Genomic DNA, 21,002 nt, shown 5'->3' on the forward strand with positions numbered 1-21,002 from the left:
AACGTCAAATACGACCTGCCGGCGGGCGCCGGCGCATGCTATCGGTAATGCAGGGAAGCGAACTTCCCGAGTCGATCTAGTGAATAATCCTCGCCAGGAAATCGCGGGCGCGCTCGGAACGCGGCGCGCCGAAGAATTCATCCTTGCCGCAGTCCTCCAGTATCCGTCCTTTGTCCATGAAGACGACCCGGTTGGCCACCTTCCTGGCGAATCCCATTTCGTGCGTGACCACCATCATCGTCATGCCCTCCTGCGCCAGTCCGACCATCACGTCGAGCACCTCGTTGATCATCTCCGGGTCCAGCGCGGAGGTGGGCTCGTCGAACAGCATCGCGATCGGGTCCATCGACAGCGCGCGGGCGATCGCCACACGCTGCTGCTGGCCGCCGGACAGCTGGTTCGGATATTTATCCTGCTGCGCCAGCAGGCCGACCCGGTCCAGGTACTGCAGGCCACGCGCGTTGGCCTCGTCCTCGCTGCGGCCCAGCACCTTGACCTGGCCCAGGGTCAGGTTCTGGCGCACCGAGAGATGCGGAAACAGCTCGAAATTCTGGAACACCATGCCGATGCGCGCGCGCAGCTTGGGCAGATCGGTGCCCTTGGCGCCGACCGAGATGCCGTCGACCGTGATGTCGCCCTGCTGAAACGGCTCCAGGCCGTTGACGGTCTTGATCAGCGTCGACTTGCCCGAACCGGACGGCCCGCAGATGACCATCACGTCCCCTTTGGACACGCTGGTCGTGCATTCAGCCAATACCTGGAACTGGCCATACCATTTGCTGAGATTATTTATCGCTATCATATTTTTGGCAAAGTTAGAGTGCCCGCGACAGGTGTGTGGGCCCGCGCCCACGTGAGCTTGACAGTACCCTTTACCACAAGGATACTGCGGAACTTGCTCAATGTTTCATCAGCTTACAAAGCTGCATTGGCTGGATCATACCTCCACACTGCGGGGAAATGACATTATTTTGTACGAGATTGGGTGTGGCGGACGAATCCCGCCCCAGCCAGCGTCCATAGAGACACTACCACGGGAAACAGAGAACATGCATAAACAAAGCCGTTTGACCACTTACATCCTGATCGCACTGGCGCTCGGTATCCTGACGGGCTACGTCGTTCACGCCAACATGGAGAACCCCGTCAGCTTCGCCGATACGATGTCGCTGATTACGACTTTGTTCCTGCGCCTGATCAAGATGATCATCGCGCCGCTGGTGTTCTCGACCCTGGTGGTGGGCATCGCGCGCATGGGCGACGCCAGCGAAGTGGGCCGCATCGGCATCAAGACCATGGGCTGGTTCTTCCTGGCCTCGGTGATGTCGCTGAGCCTGGGCCTGGTGCTGGTCAACCTGTTCCGCCCGGGCGACGCGCTGCTGGGCCACATGGCCGCCACCGCGGCAGGCAAGGTCGAGCTGGCCACGTCCAGCCTGACGTTGAAGGACTTCGTCACCCACTTGGTGCCGGCGTCGATCGTCGACGGCATGGCCAAGAACGAGATCTTGCAAATCGTCATCTTCTCGCTGTTCTTCGGTTCGGCCGCGGCGGCGGTCGGCAAGAAGGCCGAGATCATGGTCGACGCGCTTGACGGCGTCGCCCACGTGATGCTCAAGGTGACCGGCTACGTGATGAAATTTGCGCCGATCGCCGTGTTCGCGGCCGTTGCCGGCGTCATCGCCAAAAGCGGCCTGGGCGTGCTGTCGACCTACGGCGTGTTCATGGCCGAGTTCTACTTCGGCATCATCTTGCTGTGGTGCTTGCTGATCTTCGCCGGCTTCCTGTTCCTCAAGGGCCGCGTGTTCGGCCTGATGAAGGAGCTGCGCGGCCCTGCCCTGCTGGCCTTCTCGACCGCCTCGAGCGAAGCGGCCTATCCGAAAACGCTGGAAGGCCTGGAGCGCTTCGGCGTCAAGAACCGGATCGCCGCGTTCGTGCTGCCGATCGGCTACTCGTTCAATCTGGACGGCTCGATGATGTACTGCACCTTCGCCACCGTGTTCATCGCCCAGGCCTACGGCATCGAAATGTCGCTGGGCCAGCAGATGACCATGATGATGGTGCTGATGCTCACCTCCAAGGGCATGGCCGGCGTGCCGCGCGCTTCGCTGGTGGTGATCGCCGCCACCCTGAGCCAGTTCAACATCCCGGAGGCGGGCATGCTGCTTCTGCTCGGCATCGACCACTTCCTCGACATGGCGCGCTCCGCGACCAACGTCATCGGCAACGGCGTCGCCACGGCGGTTGTCGCCAAGTGGGAGGGCGAACTGGTCGAGCCGGGCCAGGAAGACATGATCAAAGACGCCGCGTAAAAGCAGCCGCGCAAAACAAAGGCCACCGTCAAGGTGGCCTTTTTACATTCAGGGATGTCTTACTGGTTGGCGTAGATTTTTACCAGTTCATGCAGGAAGGTCCGGCCCTCCATCAACGATTGCACACCGATGTATTCGTTCAGGCCGTGGATGTTGCCCAGATCCGGCGTCAGGAAGATGCCGCTGATGCCGTAGGTTGGAATGCCGGCGGCGTTGAGGAACTGGCCGTCCGTGGCGCCGGACTGCAGGATCGGCATTACCGGCACGCCGGGCCACAGCTTGGCCGTCATGCGCTCGACCGGCTCCAGGATCGCCTTGGTCAATGCCGGCGGCGCCGAGTTCTCGCCGCGTATCTCCAGCGTTTCCACTTTGACCGCAGGGTCGTCGATGGCCTTGACCAGCGTTTGCCGCACTTCTTCTTGCGTCACGCCCGGGAAGATGCGACAGTTGATGTTGGCGCGGGCGCGCTGCGGCAGCGCATTCGTGGCGTGGCCGGCGTCAAGCAAGGTCGCCACGCACGTGGTGTGCAGCATCGCGCCCCAGCTGGAGTCGGTCGACGACAGCAGCGCGACCGCCTTGGCGTCGCCCGGGTTCTTCACCACGGCCAGCATGGCGTCGGCGACGTCCTCGTGGCCGGCCGCCGCCTGGATCTTCGACATGCCGTTCAGGTAACCGCGGCTGCCGTCGGCCAGCTGGACCGGAAACTCGTAGCCTTCGACCTTTTTAAGCGCGGCCGCGAGCCGGTAGATGGCGTTGTCCTTTTGTGGACGCGAACTGTGTCCGCCGCGATTGGTCACTTCCAGCCGGTAGTTCTGCGCGACCTTCTCGCCGGCCTGCACCGTCATCGAGACGCGCTTGCCGGCGGCATTGAGCTCCCCGCCCGCGCCTTCGTTGAGCGCATATCCGGCGTCGATCAGGTCGCGCTTGTTCTTGGTCAGCCACTCGGCGCCGTTGAAGGCACCGGCCGTCTCCTCGCCGCAGGTCAGCGCCATCTTCAAGGTGTGGCGCGGCTTGAAGCCCTCCTTCTTGAAGCGGATCAGCGAGTCGGCCCAGATGGCCGCCTGCGCCTTGTCGTCCAGCGCACCGCGCGCGTAGAACTTGCCGTCCTCCTCGATCAACGTGAACGGATCGCGCACCCAGTCCTCGCGCTTGGCCTCGACCACGTCGATGTGCGCCAGCAGCAGGATCGCCTTGGCCTTCGGATCGCTGCCCGGCAGGATGGCGACCAGGCCGCCCTCTTTCGGAAACTTCGGATCGGCGAACGGATGCAGGTCCGAGTCCGGGAAGCCGGCCGCTTTCAGGCGCGTGGCAATGCGTTCGGCCGCAAGCGTGCAGCTGCCCGACGACAAGGTGGTGTTGGTTTCGACCAGCTCTTTGTAGAGGGCGCGGAATTGCTGTTCTGTGGGGTCGGCGTAGGCGTTCTGCATACAGGCCACCAGCGCGGTGACAGCACCCAAGGCAAAGCGAGACTTCATGGTCGATTCCTTATCAACGTGAAAAAACATGGGGGGTCAAGTCTGTCATTCGGACACGTCCTCATCGGTATTACGGTACAGCACGTGTCCGAATGACAGACTTGACCCCAGTAGTTGGACTTACTCGGCGCGCGCCTCGTCCTCGGGCGATTCGGTCAATTCTTCATCGGCTTTCGCTTGCTGGCGCTGCCACATCTGCGCGTACAGGCCATCGGCGGCGAGCAGCGATTGGTGCGTGCCGCGCTCGACGATGCGGCCGTGGTCGAGCACCAGGATCTGCTGCGCGTCGGCCACCGTCGACAGGCGGTGCGCGATGACCATCGTGGTGCGGCTCTTGGCGATTTCCTTGAGCTGCGCCTGGATCGCCTGCTCGGCCTTCGAGTCCAGCGCGGACGTGGCCTCGTCGAAAATCAGGATCGCGGGATTCTTCAGCAGCGTGCGGGCGATCGCCACGCGCTGCTTTTCGCCGCCAGACAGCTTCAGTCCCCGCTCCCCGACCATGGTGCGGTAACCGTCCGGCAGGCTTTCGATGAAGTCGTGGATCGACGCCGCGCGCGCCGCCGCGACGATCTGCTCCTTGCTGGCGCCGGGCTGGCCGTAGGCGATGTTGTATTCGATAGTGTCGTTGAACAGCACCGTATCCTGCGGCACGATGCCGATCGCGTGGCGCACCGAGTCCTGCGTCAGCGCGCGCAGGTCCTGGCCGTCGATGGTGATGCCGCCGGCGTTGACTTCGTAGAAGCGGAACAGCAATCGGGACAAGGTGGACTTGCCCGAGCCGCTGTGGCCCACCACCGCCGTCGTGGTGCCCGGCGCGATGGTGAAGTCGACATCGAACAGGATCTGGCGCTTGGACTCGTAGCTGAAGTCGACGTGGTTGAAGCGCACCTGGGCGCCGTGCGTGACCAGCGGCTGCGCGTCCTTGGCGTCGGCGATCTCGCGGTTCTGGTCCAGCAGCGAGAACAGCTTTTCCATGTCGGCCAGGCTTTGCTTGATCTCGCGGTAGATCACGCCAAGGAAGTTGAGCGGAATATAAAGCTGGATCATGAACGAGTTGACCAGCACCAGATCGCCCAGTGTCATCGTGCCGTTGATGACGCCCACGGTGGCGCGCCACAGGATCAACGTGACGGCGATGGCGATGATCATCGACTGCCCCGTGTTCAGCAGCGACAGCGATGTCTGCGATTTGACGGCGGCCGCTTCGTAACGCTGCAAGCCTTCGTCGTAGCGCTTGGCCTCGTAGTCCTCGTTGCCGAAGTATTTGACGGTTTCGTAATTGATCAGCGAGTCGATGGCCTTGGTGTTGGCCTTCGAATCCAGATCGTTCATCGTGCGGCGGAAGTGCGTGCGCCAGTTGGTGACGACGACCGTGAACGTGATGTACAACACCAGCGCGACGAAGGTGATCACCGAGAACCAGATATCGTAGTGCAGCACCAGGTAGCCCAGCACCAGCGTGATCTCCACCAGGGTAGGCAGGATGTTGAACAGCGTGTACGAGATCAGCGAGCCGACCGCGCGGGTGCCGCGTTCGATATCGCGGGTCATGCCGCCGGTCTGGCGGTTCAGGTGGAAGCGCAGCGACAGCGCGTGCAGGTGGCGGAACACCTGCAGCGCGATGGTGCGCACGGCGCGCTGTGTGACGCGCGCGAACAGGAATTCGCGCAGCTCGGTGAACAGGGTGGTCGACACGCGCAGCGCGCCGTAGGCCACCAGCGCGGCGACTGGCAGCACCAGCAGCGCCTGCGGATGCGATGGCGTGATCGTCAGCGAATCGATCAGTTTTTTCATCACCACCGGCACGCCGACGTTGGCCAGCTTGGCGCCGACCAGGCAGCACAGCGCCAGCAGCACGCGCCATTTGTAGACCCACAAATAGGGGACCAGTGTCTTCAGGGTGGCGGCGTCGCTGCGGGTGGGAGCTGATGGGCTGGCGGGATCGGGCGGGGAATTCGGGTAACGGCGCATGGCGGATGTCGGCTTTTTATGGTTCAATCCCGGTAATTGTAGCCCCTGAAGAGAATTCACGATGACCACGCCCCAAAATCCAACACCTATCGCCGTCACCACGGTCAATCGCGGCCTGCCGGCCGGCAAAATGCCGGAACTGCGCATGATGCCGTCACCGTCGGACGCCAATGTTTACGGCGATGTCTTTGGCGGCTGGATCATGTCGCAGGTCGATATCGCCGGTTCGCTGCCGGCCACCCGCCGCGCAAACGGCCGCGTGGCGACCATCGCCGTGAACTCGTTCCTGTTCAAGAATCCCGTGTTCGTCGGCGACCTGCTGTCGTTTTATGCTGATATTGTCAAGGTTGGCAATACGTCCATTACCGTCAACGTCGAGGTGTACGCGGAGCGCAACCGCCTGCAGGCCGATACCGTCAAGGTCACCGAGGCGGTGCTGACCTATGTGGCGACCGACTCGGACCGCAAACCACGCAAGGTGCCGCCGATCGAAACGCTGATGCACCCATAATCAGGAGCGCCAAGGGTGGACGCGCAACGCCGCATCTTCCTCGCCGCGCTGGCGGCATCGGCCAGCGCCATTGCCAGTGTCAGCGCCAACCCAGTATCTGCCGGCGCCGGCAAGGCGCGCTATCCGTTCAGCCTTGGCGTCGCTTCTGGTTCTCCGCTGCCCAACGCGGTCGTTATCTGGACCCGCATCCTGCACGATCCGCTTAACGCGGCCGCGATGCCGGCGGTGGCCTTTGCCGTACGCTGGGAGGTGTCCGAGGACGAGCGCTTTAGCCGCATCGTCGCCAAAGGCATGGCCAGCGCGGCGCCGCAGCTGGCGCACAGCGTGCATGTCGACGTCACCGGCTTATCGCCGGCGCGCTGGTACTGGTATCGCTTCATGCTGGGCGACGCCGTCAGCCCGATCGGCCGCACCCGCACCGCGCCCACCGCAGACGCCATGCCGGATCAGCTCAAGCTGGCCGTGGCCTCGTGCCAGCACTGGGAGTTCGGCACCTATGCCGCGCACCGCCACATCGCCGCCGCCTCGCCCGATCTGGTGGCCTTCCTGGGCGATTACATCTACGAGTGGGGCCCGTACCAGCTGCGCCATCCGAAAACCGCCGTGCGGTCCTCGGAGAGCTTCACCTTGGCCGATTACCGCAACCGCTACGCCCAGTACAAGAGCGACCGCGATCTGCAGTCCGCCCATCACGCCGCGCCGTGGATCGTCACCTGGGACGATCACGAAGTGGCCAACGACTACGCCAACGACCGCGACGAGCGTCTGAATCCGAAGTTCCTGGAGCGGCGCGCGGCGGCGTACCAGGCGTTCTACGAGCATATGCCGGTGCGGCTGGTGCTGCCCAGGGCGGGCGACTTCGCCAACATGCGCATCTACCAGCGCTACGACTGGGGAAGGCTGGCGCGTTTCCACGTGCTGGACGACCGCCAGTACCGCGCCTGGCAGGCCTGCCCACCGGCGGAACGCGGCGGCTCGTCGTCCGTCGTGCGGCGCCAGTGCGCGGCGCTGGGCGACACGCGGCGCACGATGCTGGGCGAGGTGCAGCAGCGATGGCTGGACGATGGCCTGAAGTCATCCCGCGCGCGCTGGAACATCCTGGCGCAGCAGACGCTGATGGCGCACAACAGCCAGGTGCCGTTCAAGACCGAGGGCGATGCGCGCATCTGGACCGATGGCTGGGATGGTTATCCGATGGCGCGGCGTCGCCTGCTCGACGGGCTGGCCATCAGCAAGGCAAGCAACCCGCTGATCCTGTCCGGCGATGTGCACACCTTCTTCGCGGCCGAAATCGGCCGCGATCCGGCGCGCGCCCGGTCGGGCGCGAACCCCGTGCTGGCGACGGAATTCTGCGGCACGTCGATCACGTCGTCGTCGCGCCCGCAGTCGCGCACCGAGCAGTATGTGGCAATGAACCCGAGCATCAAGTACGGCCGCAGCGACAAGCGCGGTTTCATGCTGCTCAACGTCACGCCAGCGGCGACCACCGCCCATTTCATCGGCCTGAACGATGTGCACGATGCGGCCAGCGGCATCGCGACCGCCGCCAGTTTCGTTGTGCAGAACGGCCGGCCGCGATTGAACACCTAAAAAAAATCGCCTGCGAACAGGCGATTTTTGGAATTTACGCGACCGCCTTCGGCTTCTCGTCGCGCAGCTGGCGCCGTAGGATCTTGCCGACGTTGGTCTTCGGCAGCTCGTCGCGGAACTCGATGAACTTCGGTTTCTTGTACGCCGTGAGCTCGTGCTTGCAATAGTCCAGCAACTGTTCGGCCGTCAGGTTCGGATCCTTGCGAACCACGAACAGCTTGACCGCCTCGCCCGAGTTCTGGTCCGGCACGCCGATGCAGGCCACTTCCAGCACGCCCGGATGGGCCGCCACCACGCCTTCGACCTCGTTCGGATACACGTTGAAGCCGGAAACGATGATCATGTCCTTCTTGCGGTCGACGATACGCGTGTAGCCGCGCTCGTCCATGATGCCGATATCGCCGGTCTTGAAGAAGCCGTCGGCGGTCATCGTCTTGGCGGTCTCGTCCGCGCGGTTCCAGTAGCCGGCCATCACTTGCGGACCGCGAATGGCGATTTCACCGGTCTGGCCCAGCGGCACCGGATTGCCGTCGTCGTCCAGGATTTGCACTTCGGTCGACGGAATCGGCAGGCCGATGGTGCCGGTGAATTCCTTGATGTCGACGCGGTTCGCGGTGGCCACCGGCGACGTCTCCGACAAGCCATAACCTTCGATGATCGGCGTGCCGGTTACTTTCAGCCACTTGTCGGCCACGGCTTTCTGCACGGCCATGCCGCCGCCGTTGCACACCGAGTAGCTGGAGAAGTCGAGCTTGGGGAACTCCGGATTGTTCAGCAGCGCGTTGTACAAGGTATTCACCGCAGGGAACACGGCCACGCGGTACTTGGACAGCTCCTTGACGAAGCCGGGGATGTCGCGCGGGTTCGGAATGAGCAACGTCAGCCCGCCCATGCGCATGCCCATCAGCGCGCTGATGGTCAGCGAGTAGATGTGGTACAGCGGCAGCGCGGCAACGAATACGATCTGCTCTTTGTGCTGTTTGAATTGCAGCCAGGCTTCGTTCTGCAGAACGTTGGCGATGATATTACTGTGCAACAGCATCGCGCCCTTGGAGACGCCGGTGGTGCCACCCGTGTATTGCAGGAAGGCGATATCGTCATGCGCCTGCTTGGCCGGCTGCAAGGTCATGTTGGCCGCTTCCGACAGCATCTTCTTGTACGAAATCGAGCCGGGCAGCGAGAACGCCGGCACCAGCTTCTTGACCTTGCGCACCACCAGGTTGACGATCGCGCCTTTGAGCGTGCCGAGCATATCGCCCATGGTGGCGACAATCACGTGCTTGACCTTGGTGTGCGAGATGACCTGCTCCACCGTGGTGGCAAAGTTCTCCAGCACGATGATCGCTTCCGAGCCCGAGTCCACCAGCTGGTGCTGCAACTCGCGCGGCGTGTACAGCGGGTTGACGTTGACCACCGTGTAGCCGGCGCGCAGCACGGCGGCCATCGCCACCGGATATTGCAGCACGTTCGGCATCATGATCGCCACGCGCGCACCCGGCTGCAGGCCCTTGCTTTGCAGCCAGGCTCCCATGCGCAGCGACAGCTTGTCCAGCTCGCCATAAGTCAGGAATTTATCCATGCACACATAGGCGTTGCGGTCGGCGTATTTGCGGAACGATTCTTCCAGCAGATGCGTGACGGAACGGTATTGCGTGGGATCGATCTCCGACGGCATGTTCTCGGGGTAGGACTTGAGCCAGATTTTTTCCATCTTTATGCAGCCTTTTTCTTCTCGTTGGTGTGTTCGTCCCGCAGCACGCGCCGCAGGATTTTACCGACATTGGTTTTTGGCAGTTCCTCGCGGAACTCTATGTATTTCGGCTTTTTGTAGCCGGTCAGTTGTTCTTTGCAGTAGGCCATCAGCTGGTCGGCGGTCAGGCTGGCGTCCCGGCGCACCACGAACACCTTGACGGCCTCGCCCGAGTGCTCGTCCGGCACGCCGATGCAGGCGCACTCCAGCACGCCCGGATGGGCGGCGATCACGCCCTCGAGCTCGTTCGGATAGACGTTAAAGCCGGAGACCAGGATCATATCCTTCTTGCGGTCAACGATTTTCGTGTAGCCGTTTTCGTCCATCACGCCGATGTCGCCGGATTTGAAGAAGCCGTCCGCGGTCATCACCTTGGCGGTCTCGTCCGGACGATTCCAGTAGCCGGCCATCACCTGCGGGCCACGGATGGCGATCTCGCCGGGCTGACCCAGCGGCACCGGGTTGCCGTCGTCGTCGAGGATGGCGATGTCGGTCGAGGGCATCGGCAAGCCGATGGTGCCGGTGAAGTCGGCGATGTCGGTGCGGTTGCAGGTGGCCACCGGCGAGGTCTCGGACAGGCCGTAGCCTTCGACGATGGGCACGCCCGTCACCTTGCGCCACCGATCGTTGACCGTTTGCTGCACGGCCATGCCGCCGCCGTTGCTGACCTTGAGGGCGGAGAAATCCAGGTGCACGAAATCGGGATGGTTCAGCAGCGCGTTGTACAGCGTGTTGACCGCAGGCAGCATGTGGAAGCGGTACTTGGCCAGCTCCTTGATGAAGCCGCCAATGTCGCGCGGATTCGGTATCAGGATGTTGAGCGCGCCCACGCGCGTGCCCCACATGGCGCAGGCCGTTAGCGCGAAGATGTGGTACAGCGGCAGCGCGGCCACGATGACGATCTGCTCGGCCAGACCGCCCATCGCCGGGTTGCCCCACGCTTCGGTTTGCAGCAGGTTGGCGATCACGTTCTTGTGGGTCAGCACGGCGCCCTTGGCCACGCCGGTGGTGCCGCCCGTGTACTGCAGGAAGGCGGGGTCGTCCTGGGTCACTTCGACCGGGGTCAGCTTCATGCCGCCGCCCTGCGACAGCGCGTCCTTGAAGCGCACCGCGTTCGGCAGCGAGAACGGCGGCACCAGCCGCTTGACGTTGCGCACGACGAAGTTGACCAGCATGCCTTTCGGCCCGCCCAGCATTTCGCCGATGCTGCCGACCAGGATGTGCCGCACCTGGGTCCGGCCCAGCACCTGCTCGAGCGTGGTGGCGAAATTCTCCAGGATGATGATGGCCTCGCAGCCGGAGTCGTTGAGCTGGTGCTCGAGTTCGCGCGGCGTGTACAGCGGATTGATGTTGACCACCGTGTAGCCGGCGCGCAGGATGGCGGCGATGGCGATCGGATATTGCAGCACGTTGGGCAGCATGATGCCGACGCGCGCGCCCTTCTTCATGGCGCGGCTTTGCAGCCAGGCGCCGATGCGTTTGGAGTGGGCGTCAAGCTCGGCATAGGTCAGGAACCTGTCCATGCAGACGTAGGCGTTGCGGTCCGCGAACTTATGAAAAGACTCTTCCAGCAACTGCACCAGCGACCGGTACTGCGTTGTGTCGACCTCCGTCGGCATGCCGGGCGGATAGGACTTCAACCAGATTTTCTCCATCCTGTGCCTCTCGTCTCATTATCGTTATCGGCGCGGCGCACAGTGCCGCTCCAGGCAGGTGGGATGGTCTGCACGAACAGCCTGAGCCTGCTTATGATGCGATGCTATCGGGCACGCAGCCCGGACGCAAGCGCATTTAAGCATAATTAGAACATCGCTTCTAACGGCATTTTGTGCTGCATAGCAGCATCAATGCGCTGCTTCGGCGACTGCGGCTTGCTGCGGCGGGTGAGAGAGGCGCTCGGCGTCCAGCGTCGCGAGGCGGGTGAGGTGTTCCAGCTGCTGCTGACGTTGAGCGAAATCAAGCAAAGCTAATTTTTGCGCTGCACCATAAAATCGCACGAACGTTCGCTCCTGCTTCATCAGCTCGCGGAAGGCGGGCAGATAATCGTGGTAAGTTCCCACGGCGCTGAGGTGGGCGTTGGTCAGCGGCTCGGCAAACCAGCGGTCGTAGCCGGCGTAGCCGCCCCAGCTTTCCTTGAGCTTTTGGTAGTCCGATTTCAGGTGCGCGAAGATGCGCGCCTTCTCGGCGCGGCGATGGCGCGTGCTGGTTTTGCTGGCGTAATTATCGGCCAGCATCTGGCGGTGCTTGACCAGCAGCGCCAGAAAGTCCTGGCGGCGCGCGTTGTTGCGCACATAGCTCTCGCGCATCTCCGGCGTGCCGTAAAGTTCCATCCAGCGCTCCACGCCCGCTTCCTCGACGGCGGTGGCGAAGCTCTCGTTGAACTGGGTATCGCCTTGCACATACACAACCTGGTGCGACAGCTCATGGAACACCATGCGCGCCAGCTCGGCATCGGAATAATTGATGAAGGTCGACAGCAGCGGATCGCTGAACCAGCCCAGGGTGGAGTACGCCGGCACGCCGCCGACCTGGACGTCGTTGCCGTCTTCGCGCAACTCGTCGGCGTACGCGGTGGCGTCGGCCTTGCTGTAGTAGCCGCGATAGCTGACGCAGCCGGCGATCGGGAAGCACCACTGGATCGGGCGCAGCGACAGCTCCGGCGTGGCCACCACGTTCCACAGCACAAACGGACGCGACAGCGCGGCGTAATTCTTGTAGCTGGCGTTGTTGGGAAGGCCCAGTTCCTTGACCGCGAAGCGGCGGATCAGCAGGGCTTTTTCAAGGCGGGCCTTGAGGCGGGGATCGGTGTTCGGATCACCGAGCCAGTCGTCGATCGGACGGGCGTCCGACCACAACGCGTACTGGCCTTGCGCGGCCTGCACGTAGTACCGCAACTGGGCGCAACCGGCCAGCAGGAGTACGGAACATGCCGTTGCGAGCCAGTACTTGGCCCGCAAGGCACGGCGGAGAAAATTGCGCATATGCTACCTTCAAGCAACGACTCTTTCAATTTCTACGAGTGTATCGTAAAAAGTCGGTGCGCGGCCCATGTCGGTGAGGCGTTGGCTGGTGACTTCATTGGCATTCTTGCCATCCCGGCCTAGCTTCTTCCACCACACTGACAAGCCGACAACCAGGCCCGGACGGGCCTTGTCGGTGACGCGCGCTTTGGCGATAAAACTGCCTCTGTCATTGTGGATGCGCACCATATCGGCGTCAAAAATACCCCGTTTTGCGGCATCGTCGGGGTGGATGTCGAGGTGCGGTTCACCCTCCGCCGAGCGCAAACTCTTGACGTTTACAAATGTCGAATTCAAAAAGTTTCGCGCCGGCGGCGAGATCATCGCCAGCGGATATTTTTTCGCAAGTTGAGGGTTGCTAGCAACAGATTCGTACGGAGGTAGATAAGTCGGCAACGGATCGAGTCCGTCAGCTTTCATCGCGGCCGAATAGAATTCGCACTTGCCCGACGGCGTCATAAAGCCGCCCTGTGCGAACGGGGCCTCCGGCATGTTGAGCTTTTGCCAGCCTTTCAGTTTCAACGACTCCCAATCGAAGTGCACGGCGCGCACGTCCTTCGTGTTGAAGGCGATCGACGCCAGCTGGTCGTCTGTATCGCGGAAGCAAGGATCGTCGAAGCCCATGGCCGCCGCCAGCAAGCGGAAGATCTCGGTGTTGGGCTTGGACTCGCCCAGCGGCGCGATGGCAGCGTTGTTGGCCATCATGTACAGGTGGCCGAACGAGGTGTGCGTGTCGACGTGCTCGAGCTGCGTGGTGGCGGGCAGCACGATATCGGCGTAATCGACGGTGTCGGTCTGGAAGTGTTCCAGCACGACGGTGAACAAATCCTCGCGCGCGAAGCCGGCCGCGACCTTGGAGGAATCCGGCGCGATCGCCACCGGGTTGGAGTTGTAGACGATGACCGCCTCCACCGCCGGCCCGAATTCCGCCGAGGCCGGGCGCAACAGGTCGTCGCCGATGGTGGTCATGTTGATGGTGCGCGGCATGGACTTGAGCAAATCGGGCCGCTGCAACGCCACCTTGTTGGACGGGAACGAGCCGCTCGACGACAGCTGGATGCCGCCCGCCGCGTGGCGCCAGGCGCCCACCAGCGCCGGCAGGCAGGCGATGTTGCGCACGGCGGTGCCGCCGCCGCGCACCCGCTGCACGCCGTAGTTGACGCGGATCGCCACCGGCTCGCCTGCCTTGGCCGTGCCGCCGTAAAGGCGCGCCAGGTCGACCACTTCTGCCACGGTGATACCGCAGGTCTCGGCGACACGCTCCGGCGTCCATTCGGCCACGCGCTCTTTTAGCTGCGAGAAGCCGAGCGTATGCTGCGCGATGTAGTCATGATCGAGCAAATTCTCGGCGATCACCACGTGCATCAGACCCAGCGCCAGCGCGGCGTCGGTTCCCGGAAGCAGTGCTATGTGCTGGTGGCATTTCTCGGCCGTCAGCGAGCGGTACGGGTCGATGGCGATCAGTTTGGCGCCGTTGCGCTTGGCTTCCTGCGCGCGCGTCCAGAAGTGCAGGTTCGAGGCGATCGGATTGCCACCCCAGATAATGATCAGCTTGGCGTTCTGGAACTGCTCCATGTCCGTGCCGACCGAGCCGCCTATTGTGTACCGGTAACCGGTTGCGCCGGCGGTCGCGCAGACGGTGCGGTCCAGCAGCGAGGCGCCGATCTTGTTGAAGAAGCGCGAGGACATCGACTCGCCCTGCAACAAGCCCATGGTGCCGCAGTAGCTGTACGGCAGGATCGCTTCCGGCGCGCGCGCGGCGATCGGCTTGAGCCTGGCGGCGATGGTGGCCAGCGCCTCGTCCCAGCTGATGCGCTCAAACTTGCCCTCGCCCTTTTTGCCGATGCGGCGCAGCGGGTGCAGCAGGCGCTCGGCGTGGTAGGTGCGCTCGGTGTAGCGCGCCACCTTGGTGCACAGCACGCCGGCGGTGGTCGGATGGTCGGGATCGCCCTTGACGGCGGTGGCGACGCCGTCCTCGACGGTCACCAGCAGCGCGCAGGTGTCGGGACAGTCGTGCGGGCAAACCGCGCGAACTTGAGTGGTTGTCATTGTCAAAAGTCCAAAAAGCGTATGCTGAAAGCAGTATCGTAAACCATTCCGGGCCGGTGGATATCAAGCAGGGGCCTGCTCTGGATAAACTTGTACGACAAGGGCTACAATGGCTATTCTCGCCGCCCACAAGGTGGACGACCATTTTGGAGAAGCAAATGAAACTCGTTGACCCCATCATTGCCTTTCAGTCCGAATTGCAGCACATCCGGCGCGACCTGCATGCCCATCCGGAACTCTGCTACGAAGAGCAACGCACTTCCGACGTGGTGGCGGCCAAGCTGACGGAATGGGGGATTCCCGTCATTCGCGGCCTGGGCCTCACCGGTGTGGTCGGGATCATCAAGAACGGCAGCTCGCAGCGCGCGATCGGCCTGCGCGCGGACATGGACGCGCTGCCAATGCAAGAGGTGAACACGTTCCCGCACGCCTCGCGCCATCCGGGCAAGATGCACGCCTGCGGCCACGACGGCCACACCGCCATGCTGCTGGGCGCCGCCAAGCACCTGGCCGAGCACCGCAACTTCGACGGCACCGTGTATGTGGTGTTCCAGCCGGCAGAGGAAGGCGGCGCCGGGGCCAGGCGCATGATCGAGGACGGCCTTTTCGAGCAGTGCCCGATGGATGCGATTTACGGCATGCACAACTGGCCGGGGATTCCGTCTGGCCACATGAGCGTGGTCGAGGGGCCGATGATGGCCTCCAGTAACGAGTTCTATCTGACCATCAAAGGCAAGGGCGCGCATGCGGCCCAACCGCACAAGGGCATCGATCCGGTGATGGTGGCCGTGCAGATCGCGCAGAGCTGGCAGACCATCATCTCGCGGCAGAAAAGTCCGCTCGATACGGCGGTGCTGTCGATCACGCAGATCCACGCGGGCAGCGCGACCAACGTCATCCCGGACGAAGCCCAAATGGTCGGCACGGTGCGTACCTTCACCACGCCGGTGCTGGACATGATCGAGGCGCGCATGGGCGAGATCGCGCAGCATACGGCGGCGGCGTTCGGGGCGGAGGTGGAATACAAGTTTCGACGAAATTATCCGCCGTTGGTGAATCATGCGGCCGAAACGCGTTTCGCGGTCGAGGTGATGAAGGAGGTCGTTGGTGCCGACAAGGTCGATGACAACGTCGAACCGACCATGGGCGCCGAGGATTTCGCGTTCTTCCTGCAGGCCAAGCCGGGGTGCTATATCTTTATCGGCAACGGCGAGGGTGATCATCGCGATGGCGGCCACGGACTGGGGCCATGCGTGCTGCACAATGGCAGTTATGATTTCAACGACAATCTGCTGCCGGTTGGGGCCAGCTTCTGGGTAAGACTGGCGGAGAAGAGTCTGCCGCTGAACTAAGGCGGCGGCCAATGAATGTTAGACGCGGTCCGGGGCCTTGCCCACCCGCTGCCCCGGATTGAGTTGTTCCAACCCCACCAGCGCAGCCGAATGATCGGCCTGCGGCAGGGTTTCAGCCAACAGCCTGTAGCGCTCCGTCACCAGCTCCGTCACCGGCAACGTAACCCCTGCCGCTTGCGCAGCCGCCAGGATGTTGCGCTGATCCTTCAGCTGCGTCGTGACCTTGCCGCCCGCGACGAAATTTCTCTCCAGCATGCGCTGACCGTGCACATCCAGTATCTTGCTCTCGGCAAAGCCGCCACGGATCGCCGCGCGCATAGCGGCCGGGTCGGCGCCGGCGGCTTGCGCCAGCAGCATCGCTTCCGCCACGATATTGATGGTCGCGCCGACGATCAACTGATTGCAAAGCTTGGCCACCTGGCCGCTGCCTGCGGGTCCGACCAAGGTTGGCCGTCCCATCGCCGCCAGCACCGGCTGCGCCTCGGCGAAGTCCGCAAGGTCGCCTCCCGCCATGATCGCCAGGGTGCCCGCTGCCGCGCCGCCCACGCCACCCGACACCGGCGCGTCGACAAAGCGCCTGCCCTGCGCTTGCAGCAGCGCATGAAACGCCTGTGCCTCCGCTTGCTGCGTCGAACTCATGTCTATCCACAACGCACCCGGAGCCAGGGCCTGCAAGGCGTCACGCATCACTTGCGCTACGATGGGGCCCGCCTCCAGCATCGAGATGACGATGCCGGCATCGCGCACGGCCTCGTCCAAGCGCGCAGCCGGCACCGCGCCGGCCGATGCGAGCGCCTCGGCCTTCGCGAAGGTACGATTCCAGACCGTAACGGAATGGCCGGCCGCCAACAGGCGGCGTACCATCGGGTCTCCCATCAAGCCAATACCGAGAAATGCAATTCGCATAGACAATTCTGCTCCTGGGCTAATCAAACCAACGGTGCGCCGGAAGAAATTTCGGAACACCGGTACAATCTTGGCAGCCGTATAAACATACATACAGCACAAATGAGTCAGTACAAATACAAGGATACTATGTTCGCGAAAACAATGATGGCAGCAGCGGTTACGCTGTTGATGAGCCAGGCCGCGATGGCCCAACAACTGATCGACTCGGTGTCGGTGGACTACGGCACGGCGTCGAAGCAGCGTATGGTTCGACTGAGCGCCGCCAATGATTGGGACAAAAGATGGTTCCAGTCGAACGGCACGCATCTGAGCGGCTACTGGGAAGGCAGCGTTGGCTACTGGCGCCAGAACCAATACCGCAATGTGTCGGGCTGGGAAAAAGGCCTGTGGGACGTGGGTTTCACTCCGGTGTTCCGCTTTCAGAATGACAACAAGAAGGGGCTTTACTACGAAGCCGGCGTCGGCGTTCACCTCTTGTCCAGCCTGTACAGGAACGACGGCAAGGAATTGTCGACCGCCTTCCAGTTCGGCGACCACATCGGCATCGGCTATGTCATGCAGAACAATTGGGAAGTCGCGCTTAAATTGCAGCACTTCTCCAATGGCAGCATTAAGAGCCCTAACGGCGGCGCGAACTTCCTTGAAGTCAAAGCGGCTTACCACTTCTAATCAGTCGCAGAATTAAAAAGGGCGCTTTCTCGAAGCGCCCTTTTTTACGTCTATTCTTGTTATTGATGGACGAAAAAAAGCCCCGACCAGATCACTGGAAGGGGCTTTTTAAAATAACTAGCCTGACGATAACCTACTTTCACACTGGTTGCAGCACTATCATCGGCGCAGAGTTGTTTCACGGTCCTGTTCGGGATGGGAAGGGGTGGTACCAACTTGCTATGGTCATCAGGCATTGACTTGTACTGGGCTGCGCGCATTCGCGTCGCCCTGAATCTGGAGAAGTAAGTAAATCGGGTAATGAAGTTGTGTATCAACGAACGTTTCAACGTACTTCTTATTCACCATAACCTGCTAAGGTTATAGGGACAAGCCGTACGGGCAATTAGTATCAGTTAGCTTAATGCATTACTGCACTTCCACACCTGACCTATCAACGTCCTGGTCTCGAACGACCCTTCAAAGAGCTCAAGGCTCTGGGAAATCTCATCTCAAGGCAAGTTTCCCGCTTAGATGCTTTCAGCGGTTATCTCTTCCAGACTTAGCTACCCGGCAATGCCACTGGCGTGACAACCGGTACACCAGAGGTCTGTCCACTCCGGTCCTCTCGTACTAGGAGCAGCCCCCTTCAAATTTCCAACGCCCACGGCAGATAGGGACCAAACTGTCTCACGACGTTTTAAACCCAGCTCACGTACCACTTTAAATGGCGAACAGCCATACCCTTGGGACCGGCTACAGCCCCAGGATGTGATGAGCCGACATCGAGGTGCCAAACTCCCCCGTCGATATGAACTCTTGGGAGGAATCAGCCTGTTATCCCCAGAGTACCTTTTATCCGTTGAGCGATGGCCCTTCCATACAGAACCACCGGATCACTATGTCCTACTTTCGTACCTGCTCGACTTGTCAGTCTCGCAGTTAAGCACGCTTATGCCATTGCACTATTAGCACGATGTCCGACCGTACCTAGCGTACCTTCGAACTCCTCCGTTACACTTTAGGAGGAGACCGCCCCAGTCAAACTGCCTACCATGCACTGTCCCCGACCCGGATAACGGGCCAAGGTTAGAACCTCAAATGAACCAGGGTGGTATTTCAAGGTTGGCTCCACGAGAACTGGCGTCCCCGCTTCAAAGCCTCCCACCTATCCTACACAGATTGATTCAAAGTCCAATGCAAAGCTACAGTAAAGGTTCATGGGGTCTTTCCGTCTAGCCGCGGGTAGATTGCATCATCACAAACACTTCAACTTCGCTGAGTCTCGGGAGGAGACAGTGTGGCCATCGTTACGCCATTCGTGCAGGTCGGAACTTACCCGACAAGGAATTTCGCTACCTTAGGACCGTTATAGTTACGGCCGCCGTTTACTGGGACTTCAATCAAGAGCTTGCACCCCATCATTTAATCTTCCAGCACCGGGCAGGCGTCACACCCTATACGTCCACTTTCGTGTTTGCAGAGTGCTGTGTTTTTATTAAACAGTCGCAGCCACCAGTTTATTGCAACCCGTTCACCCTACTGAAGTAAATCAGCCAAGCTACAAGGGCGTACCTTTTCCCGAAGTTACGGTACCAATTTGCCGAGTTCCTTCTCCCGAGTTCTCTCAAGCGCCTTAGAATACTCATCTCGCCCACCTGTGTCGGTTTGCGGTACGGTCTCGTATGACTGAAGCTTAGAGGCTTTTCTTGGAACCACTTCCGATTGCTTCAGAACCTAAGTTCCTCGTCCCAGTCCCTTGAATTACGCGCCCGGATTTGCCTAAGCGCCTTCTATGAACCAGAAACTGCCTATTCCAACAGGCAGACAACCTTCCGCGATCCGTCCCCCCATCGCATCATACGACGGTGCAGGAATATTAACCTGCTTCCCATCAGCTACGCATCTCTGCCTCGCCTTAGGGGCCGACTCACCCTGCTCCGATGAACGTTGAACAGGAAACCTTGGGCTTACGGCGTGGGGGCTTTTCACCCCCATTATCGCTACTCATGTCAGCATTCGCACTTCTGATACCTCCAGCATCCTTTACAAGACACCTTCGCAGGCTTACAGAACGCTCTCCTACCATATGCTTACGCATATCCGCAGCTTCGGTGACTGGCTTAGCCCCGTTACATCTTCCGCGCAGGACGACTCGATCAGTGAGCTATTACGCTTTCTTTAAATGATGGCTGCTTCTAAGCCAACATCCTGACTGTTTTAGCCTTCCCACTTCGTTTTCCACTTAGCCAATCTTTGGGACCTTAGCTGGCGGTCTGGGTTGTTTCCCTCTTGACGCCGGACGTTAGCACCCGACGTCTGTCTCCCAAGCTCGCACTCATCGGTATTCGGAGTTTGCAATGGTTTGGTAAGTCGCGATGACCCCCTAGCCATAACAGTGCTCTACCCCCGATGGTGATACTTGAGGCACTACCTAAATAGTTTTCGGAGAGAACCAGCTATTTCCAAGTTTGTTTAGCCTTTCACCCCTACCCACAGCTCATCCCCTAATTTTTCAACATTAGTGGGTTCGGACCTCCAGTGCGTGTTACCGCACCTTCATCCTGGCCATGAGTAGATCACTTGGTTTCGGGTCTACACCCAGCGACTATCGCCCTGTTCGGACTCGATTTCTCTACGGCTTCCCTATATGGTTAACCTTGCCACTGAATGTAAGTCGCTGACCCATTATACAAAAGGTACGCAGTCACGGAACAAGTCCGCTCCTACTGTTTGTATGCACACGGTTTCAGGATCTATTTCACTCCCCTCCCGGGGTTCTTTTCGCCTTTCCCTCACGGTACTGGTTCACTATCGGTCGATTACGAGTATTTAGCCTTGGAGGATGGTCCCCCCATATTCAGACAGGATTTCTCGTGTCCCGCCCTACTTGTCGCACGCTTAGTTCCACACATCGCATTTCACATACGGGGCTATCACCCGCTATGGCTCCTATTTCCAGAGGATTCTGTTATGCGTCATGCTAAAACGTGCAGGCTCTTCCCATTTCGCTCGCCACTACTTTGGGAATCTCGGTTGATTTATTTTCCTGCAGCTACTTAGATGTTTCAGTTCGCCGCGTTCGCTTTGCATACCTATGTATTCAGTATGCAATGACCTAAAAGGCCGGGTTTCCCCATTCGGAAATCTGCGGATCAAAGCTTGTTTGCTAGCTCCCCGCAGCTTATCGCAAGCTACTACGTCCTTCATCGCCTGTAATCGCCAAGGCATCCACCATGTGCACTTATTCACTTGTCCCTATAACGTTAGCCCCTGCGACTAAACAAGGAGCGTTTATAGGAATAAGAAGTACTACGTTGTTGCGTTTGTTGATACATACAATCATTACCCATCGCGCCACCTGTCGGTGACACGATCAATAAAAATTTACTTACTTCTTCCAGATTGTTAAAGAACG

General features: G+C 60.8%; 13 protein-coding genes and 2 rRNA genes. 5 read left to right on the forward strand and 10 right to left on the reverse strand.

Going from position 1 to position 21,002, the window contains the following annotated elements; genetic code table 11:
- Positions 1-76: 76 nt before the first annotated feature.
- The gene (locus tag ACZ0BA_RS20785) at positions 77-802 is read right to left on the reverse strand and encodes an amino acid ABC transporter ATP-binding protein (protein ID WP_463453088.1); all 726 of its coding nucleotides are present in this window, start codon (positions 800-802) and stop codon (positions 77-79) included.
- Positions 803-1,049: 247 nt separating this feature from the next.
- Here ACZ0BA_RS20785 and ACZ0BA_RS20790 point away from each other — a divergent pair, with 247 nt between their 5' ends.
- Positions 1,050-2,309, forward strand: a complete 1,260-nt coding sequence (locus tag ACZ0BA_RS20790; protein WP_463453089.1) for a dicarboxylate/amino acid:cation symporter — start codon at positions 1,050-1,052, stop codon at positions 2,307-2,309.
- Positions 2,310-2,368: 59 nt separating this feature from the next.
- Here the strand turns inward: ACZ0BA_RS20790 and ACZ0BA_RS20795 are convergent, their stop codons facing one another.
- Together ACZ0BA_RS20795 and ACZ0BA_RS20800 are read right to left on the reverse strand one after the other, a co-directional pair.
- Positions 2,369-3,784: a M20/M25/M40 family metallo-hydrolase gene (locus ACZ0BA_RS20795; RefSeq protein ID WP_463453090.1), complete on the reverse strand. Its 1,416-nt coding sequence runs from the start codon at positions 3,782-3,784 to the stop codon at positions 2,369-2,371.
- A gap of 120 nt (positions 3,785-3,904) precedes the next feature.
- The gene (locus tag ACZ0BA_RS20800; RefSeq protein WP_463453091.1) at positions 3,905-5,755 is read right to left on the reverse strand and encodes an ABCB family ABC transporter ATP-binding protein/permease; all 1,851 of its coding nucleotides are present in this window, start codon (positions 5,753-5,755) and stop codon (positions 3,905-3,907) included.
- A gap of 61 nt (positions 5,756-5,816) precedes the next feature.
- On the opposite strand from ACZ0BA_RS20800, the gene ACZ0BA_RS20805 reads away from it, so the two are divergent.
- Together ACZ0BA_RS20805 and ACZ0BA_RS20810 are read left to right on the forward strand one after the other, a co-directional pair.
- Entirely contained in the window at positions 5,817-6,266 is a 450-nt protein-coding gene (locus ACZ0BA_RS20805) for an acyl-CoA thioesterase (protein ID WP_463453092.1), read from the forward strand.
- A 15-nt stretch (positions 6,267-6,281) separates the two neighbouring features.
- Positions 6,282-7,856, forward strand: a complete 1,575-nt coding sequence (locus tag ACZ0BA_RS20810; protein WP_463453093.1) for an alkaline phosphatase D family protein — start codon at positions 6,282-6,284, stop codon at positions 7,854-7,856.
- A gap of 34 nt (positions 7,857-7,890) precedes the next feature.
- Here ACZ0BA_RS20810 and ACZ0BA_RS20815 read toward each other — a convergent pair whose 3' ends face one another.
- The 4 genes from ACZ0BA_RS20815 to ACZ0BA_RS20830 all read right to left on the reverse strand — a co-directional run bounded on the left by ACZ0BA_RS20815 (position 7,891) and on the right by ACZ0BA_RS20830 (position 14,675).
- Complete coding sequence (locus tag ACZ0BA_RS20815; RefSeq protein WP_463453094.1) at positions 7,891-9,567, reverse strand: long-chain-fatty-acid--CoA ligase; 1,677 nt, start codon at positions 9,565-9,567, stop codon at positions 7,891-7,893.
- A 2-nt stretch (positions 9,568-9,569) separates the two neighbouring features.
- On the reverse strand, positions 9,570-11,261 hold the full coding sequence (locus ACZ0BA_RS20820) for a long-chain-fatty-acid--CoA ligase (protein WP_463453095.1): 1,692 nt from the start codon (positions 11,259-11,261) through the stop codon (positions 9,570-9,572).
- 189 nt (positions 11,262-11,450) lie between these two features.
- Positions 11,451-12,587: an aminopeptidase gene (locus tag ACZ0BA_RS20825; protein WP_463453096.1), complete on the reverse strand. Its 1,137-nt coding sequence runs from the start codon at positions 12,585-12,587 to the stop codon at positions 11,451-11,453.
- Between the two features lie 9 nt (positions 12,588-12,596).
- Positions 12,597-14,675, reverse strand: a complete 2,079-nt coding sequence (locus ACZ0BA_RS20830) for a molybdopterin-containing oxidoreductase family protein (RefSeq protein ID WP_463453097.1) — start codon at positions 14,673-14,675, stop codon at positions 12,597-12,599.
- Positions 14,676-14,833: 158 nt separating this feature from the next.
- On the opposite strand from ACZ0BA_RS20830, the gene ACZ0BA_RS20835 reads away from it, so the two are divergent.
- The gene (locus ACZ0BA_RS20835; protein ID WP_463453098.1) at positions 14,834-16,027 is read left to right on the forward strand and encodes a M20 aminoacylase family protein; all 1,194 of its coding nucleotides are present in this window, start codon (positions 14,834-14,836) and stop codon (positions 16,025-16,027) included.
- A gap of 18 nt (positions 16,028-16,045) precedes the next feature.
- Here the strand turns inward: ACZ0BA_RS20835 and ACZ0BA_RS20840 are convergent, their stop codons facing one another.
- Complete coding sequence (locus ACZ0BA_RS20840; protein WP_463453099.1) at positions 16,046-16,933, reverse strand: NAD(P)-dependent oxidoreductase; 888 nt, start codon at positions 16,931-16,933, stop codon at positions 16,046-16,048.
- Positions 16,934-17,062: 129 nt separating this feature from the next.
- Here ACZ0BA_RS20840 and ACZ0BA_RS20845 point away from each other — a divergent pair, with 129 nt between their 5' ends.
- A complete protein-coding gene (locus ACZ0BA_RS20845) occupies positions 17,063-17,605 on the forward strand; it encodes an acyloxyacyl hydrolase (RefSeq protein WP_463453100.1) in 543 nt (180 codons plus the stop codon).
- A gap of 120 nt (positions 17,606-17,725) precedes the next feature.
- Here ACZ0BA_RS20845 and rrf read toward each other — a convergent pair.
- Together rrf and ACZ0BA_RS20855 are read right to left on the reverse strand one after the other, a co-directional pair.
- Positions 17,726-17,838 (reverse strand): 5S ribosomal RNA (rrf, locus tag ACZ0BA_RS20850).
- 131 nt (positions 17,839-17,969) lie between these two features.
- A 23S ribosomal RNA gene (locus ACZ0BA_RS20855) occupies positions 17,970-20,842 on the reverse strand.
- Positions 20,843-21,002 lie beyond the last annotated feature (160 nt).

This window comes from Duganella sp. AC917, from assembly GCF_979258245.1.

Excerpts from the sequence above, each read along its gene's own strand:
- ACZ0BA_RS20785 (WP_463453088.1), bottom strand. The coding sequence starts at position 802 with ATGATAGCGATAAATAATCTCAGCAAATGGTATGGCCAGTTCCAGGTA.
- ACZ0BA_RS20790 (WP_463453089.1), top strand. The coding sequence starts at position 1,050 with ATGCATAAACAAAGCCGTTTGACCACTTACATCCTGATCGCACTGGCG.
- ACZ0BA_RS20795 (WP_463453090.1), bottom strand. The coding sequence starts at position 3,784 with ATGAAGTCTCGCTTTGCCTTGGGTGCTGTCACCGCGCTGGTGGCCTGT.
- ACZ0BA_RS20800 (WP_463453091.1), bottom strand. The coding sequence starts at position 5,755 with ATGCGCCGTTACCCGAATTCCCCGCCCGATCCCGCCAGCCCATCAGCT.
- ACZ0BA_RS20805 (WP_463453092.1), top strand. The coding sequence starts at position 5,817 with ATGACCACGCCCCAAAATCCAACACCTATCGCCGTCACCACGGTCAAT.
- ACZ0BA_RS20815 (WP_463453094.1), bottom strand. The coding sequence starts at position 9,567 with ATGGAAAAAATCTGGCTCAAGTCCTACCCCGAGAACATGCCGTCGGAG.
- ACZ0BA_RS20820 (WP_463453095.1), bottom strand. The coding sequence starts at position 11,261 with ATGGAGAAAATCTGGTTGAAGTCCTATCCGCCCGGCATGCCGACGGAG.
- ACZ0BA_RS20825 (WP_463453096.1), bottom strand. The coding sequence starts at position 12,587 with ATGCGCAATTTTCTCCGCCGTGCCTTGCGGGCCAAGTACTGGCTCGCA.
- ACZ0BA_RS20830 (WP_463453097.1), bottom strand. The coding sequence starts at position 14,675 with ATGACAACCACTCAAGTTCGCGCGGTTTGCCCGCACGACTGTCCCGAC.
- ACZ0BA_RS20835 (WP_463453098.1), top strand. The coding sequence starts at position 14,834 with ATGAAACTCGTTGACCCCATCATTGCCTTTCAGTCCGAATTGCAGCAC.
- ACZ0BA_RS20840 (WP_463453099.1), bottom strand. The coding sequence starts at position 16,933 with ATGCGAATTGCATTTCTCGGTATTGGCTTGATGGGAGACCCGATGGTA.
- ACZ0BA_RS20845 (WP_463453100.1), top strand. The coding sequence starts at position 17,063 with ATGTTCGCGAAAACAATGATGGCAGCAGCGGTTACGCTGTTGATGAGC.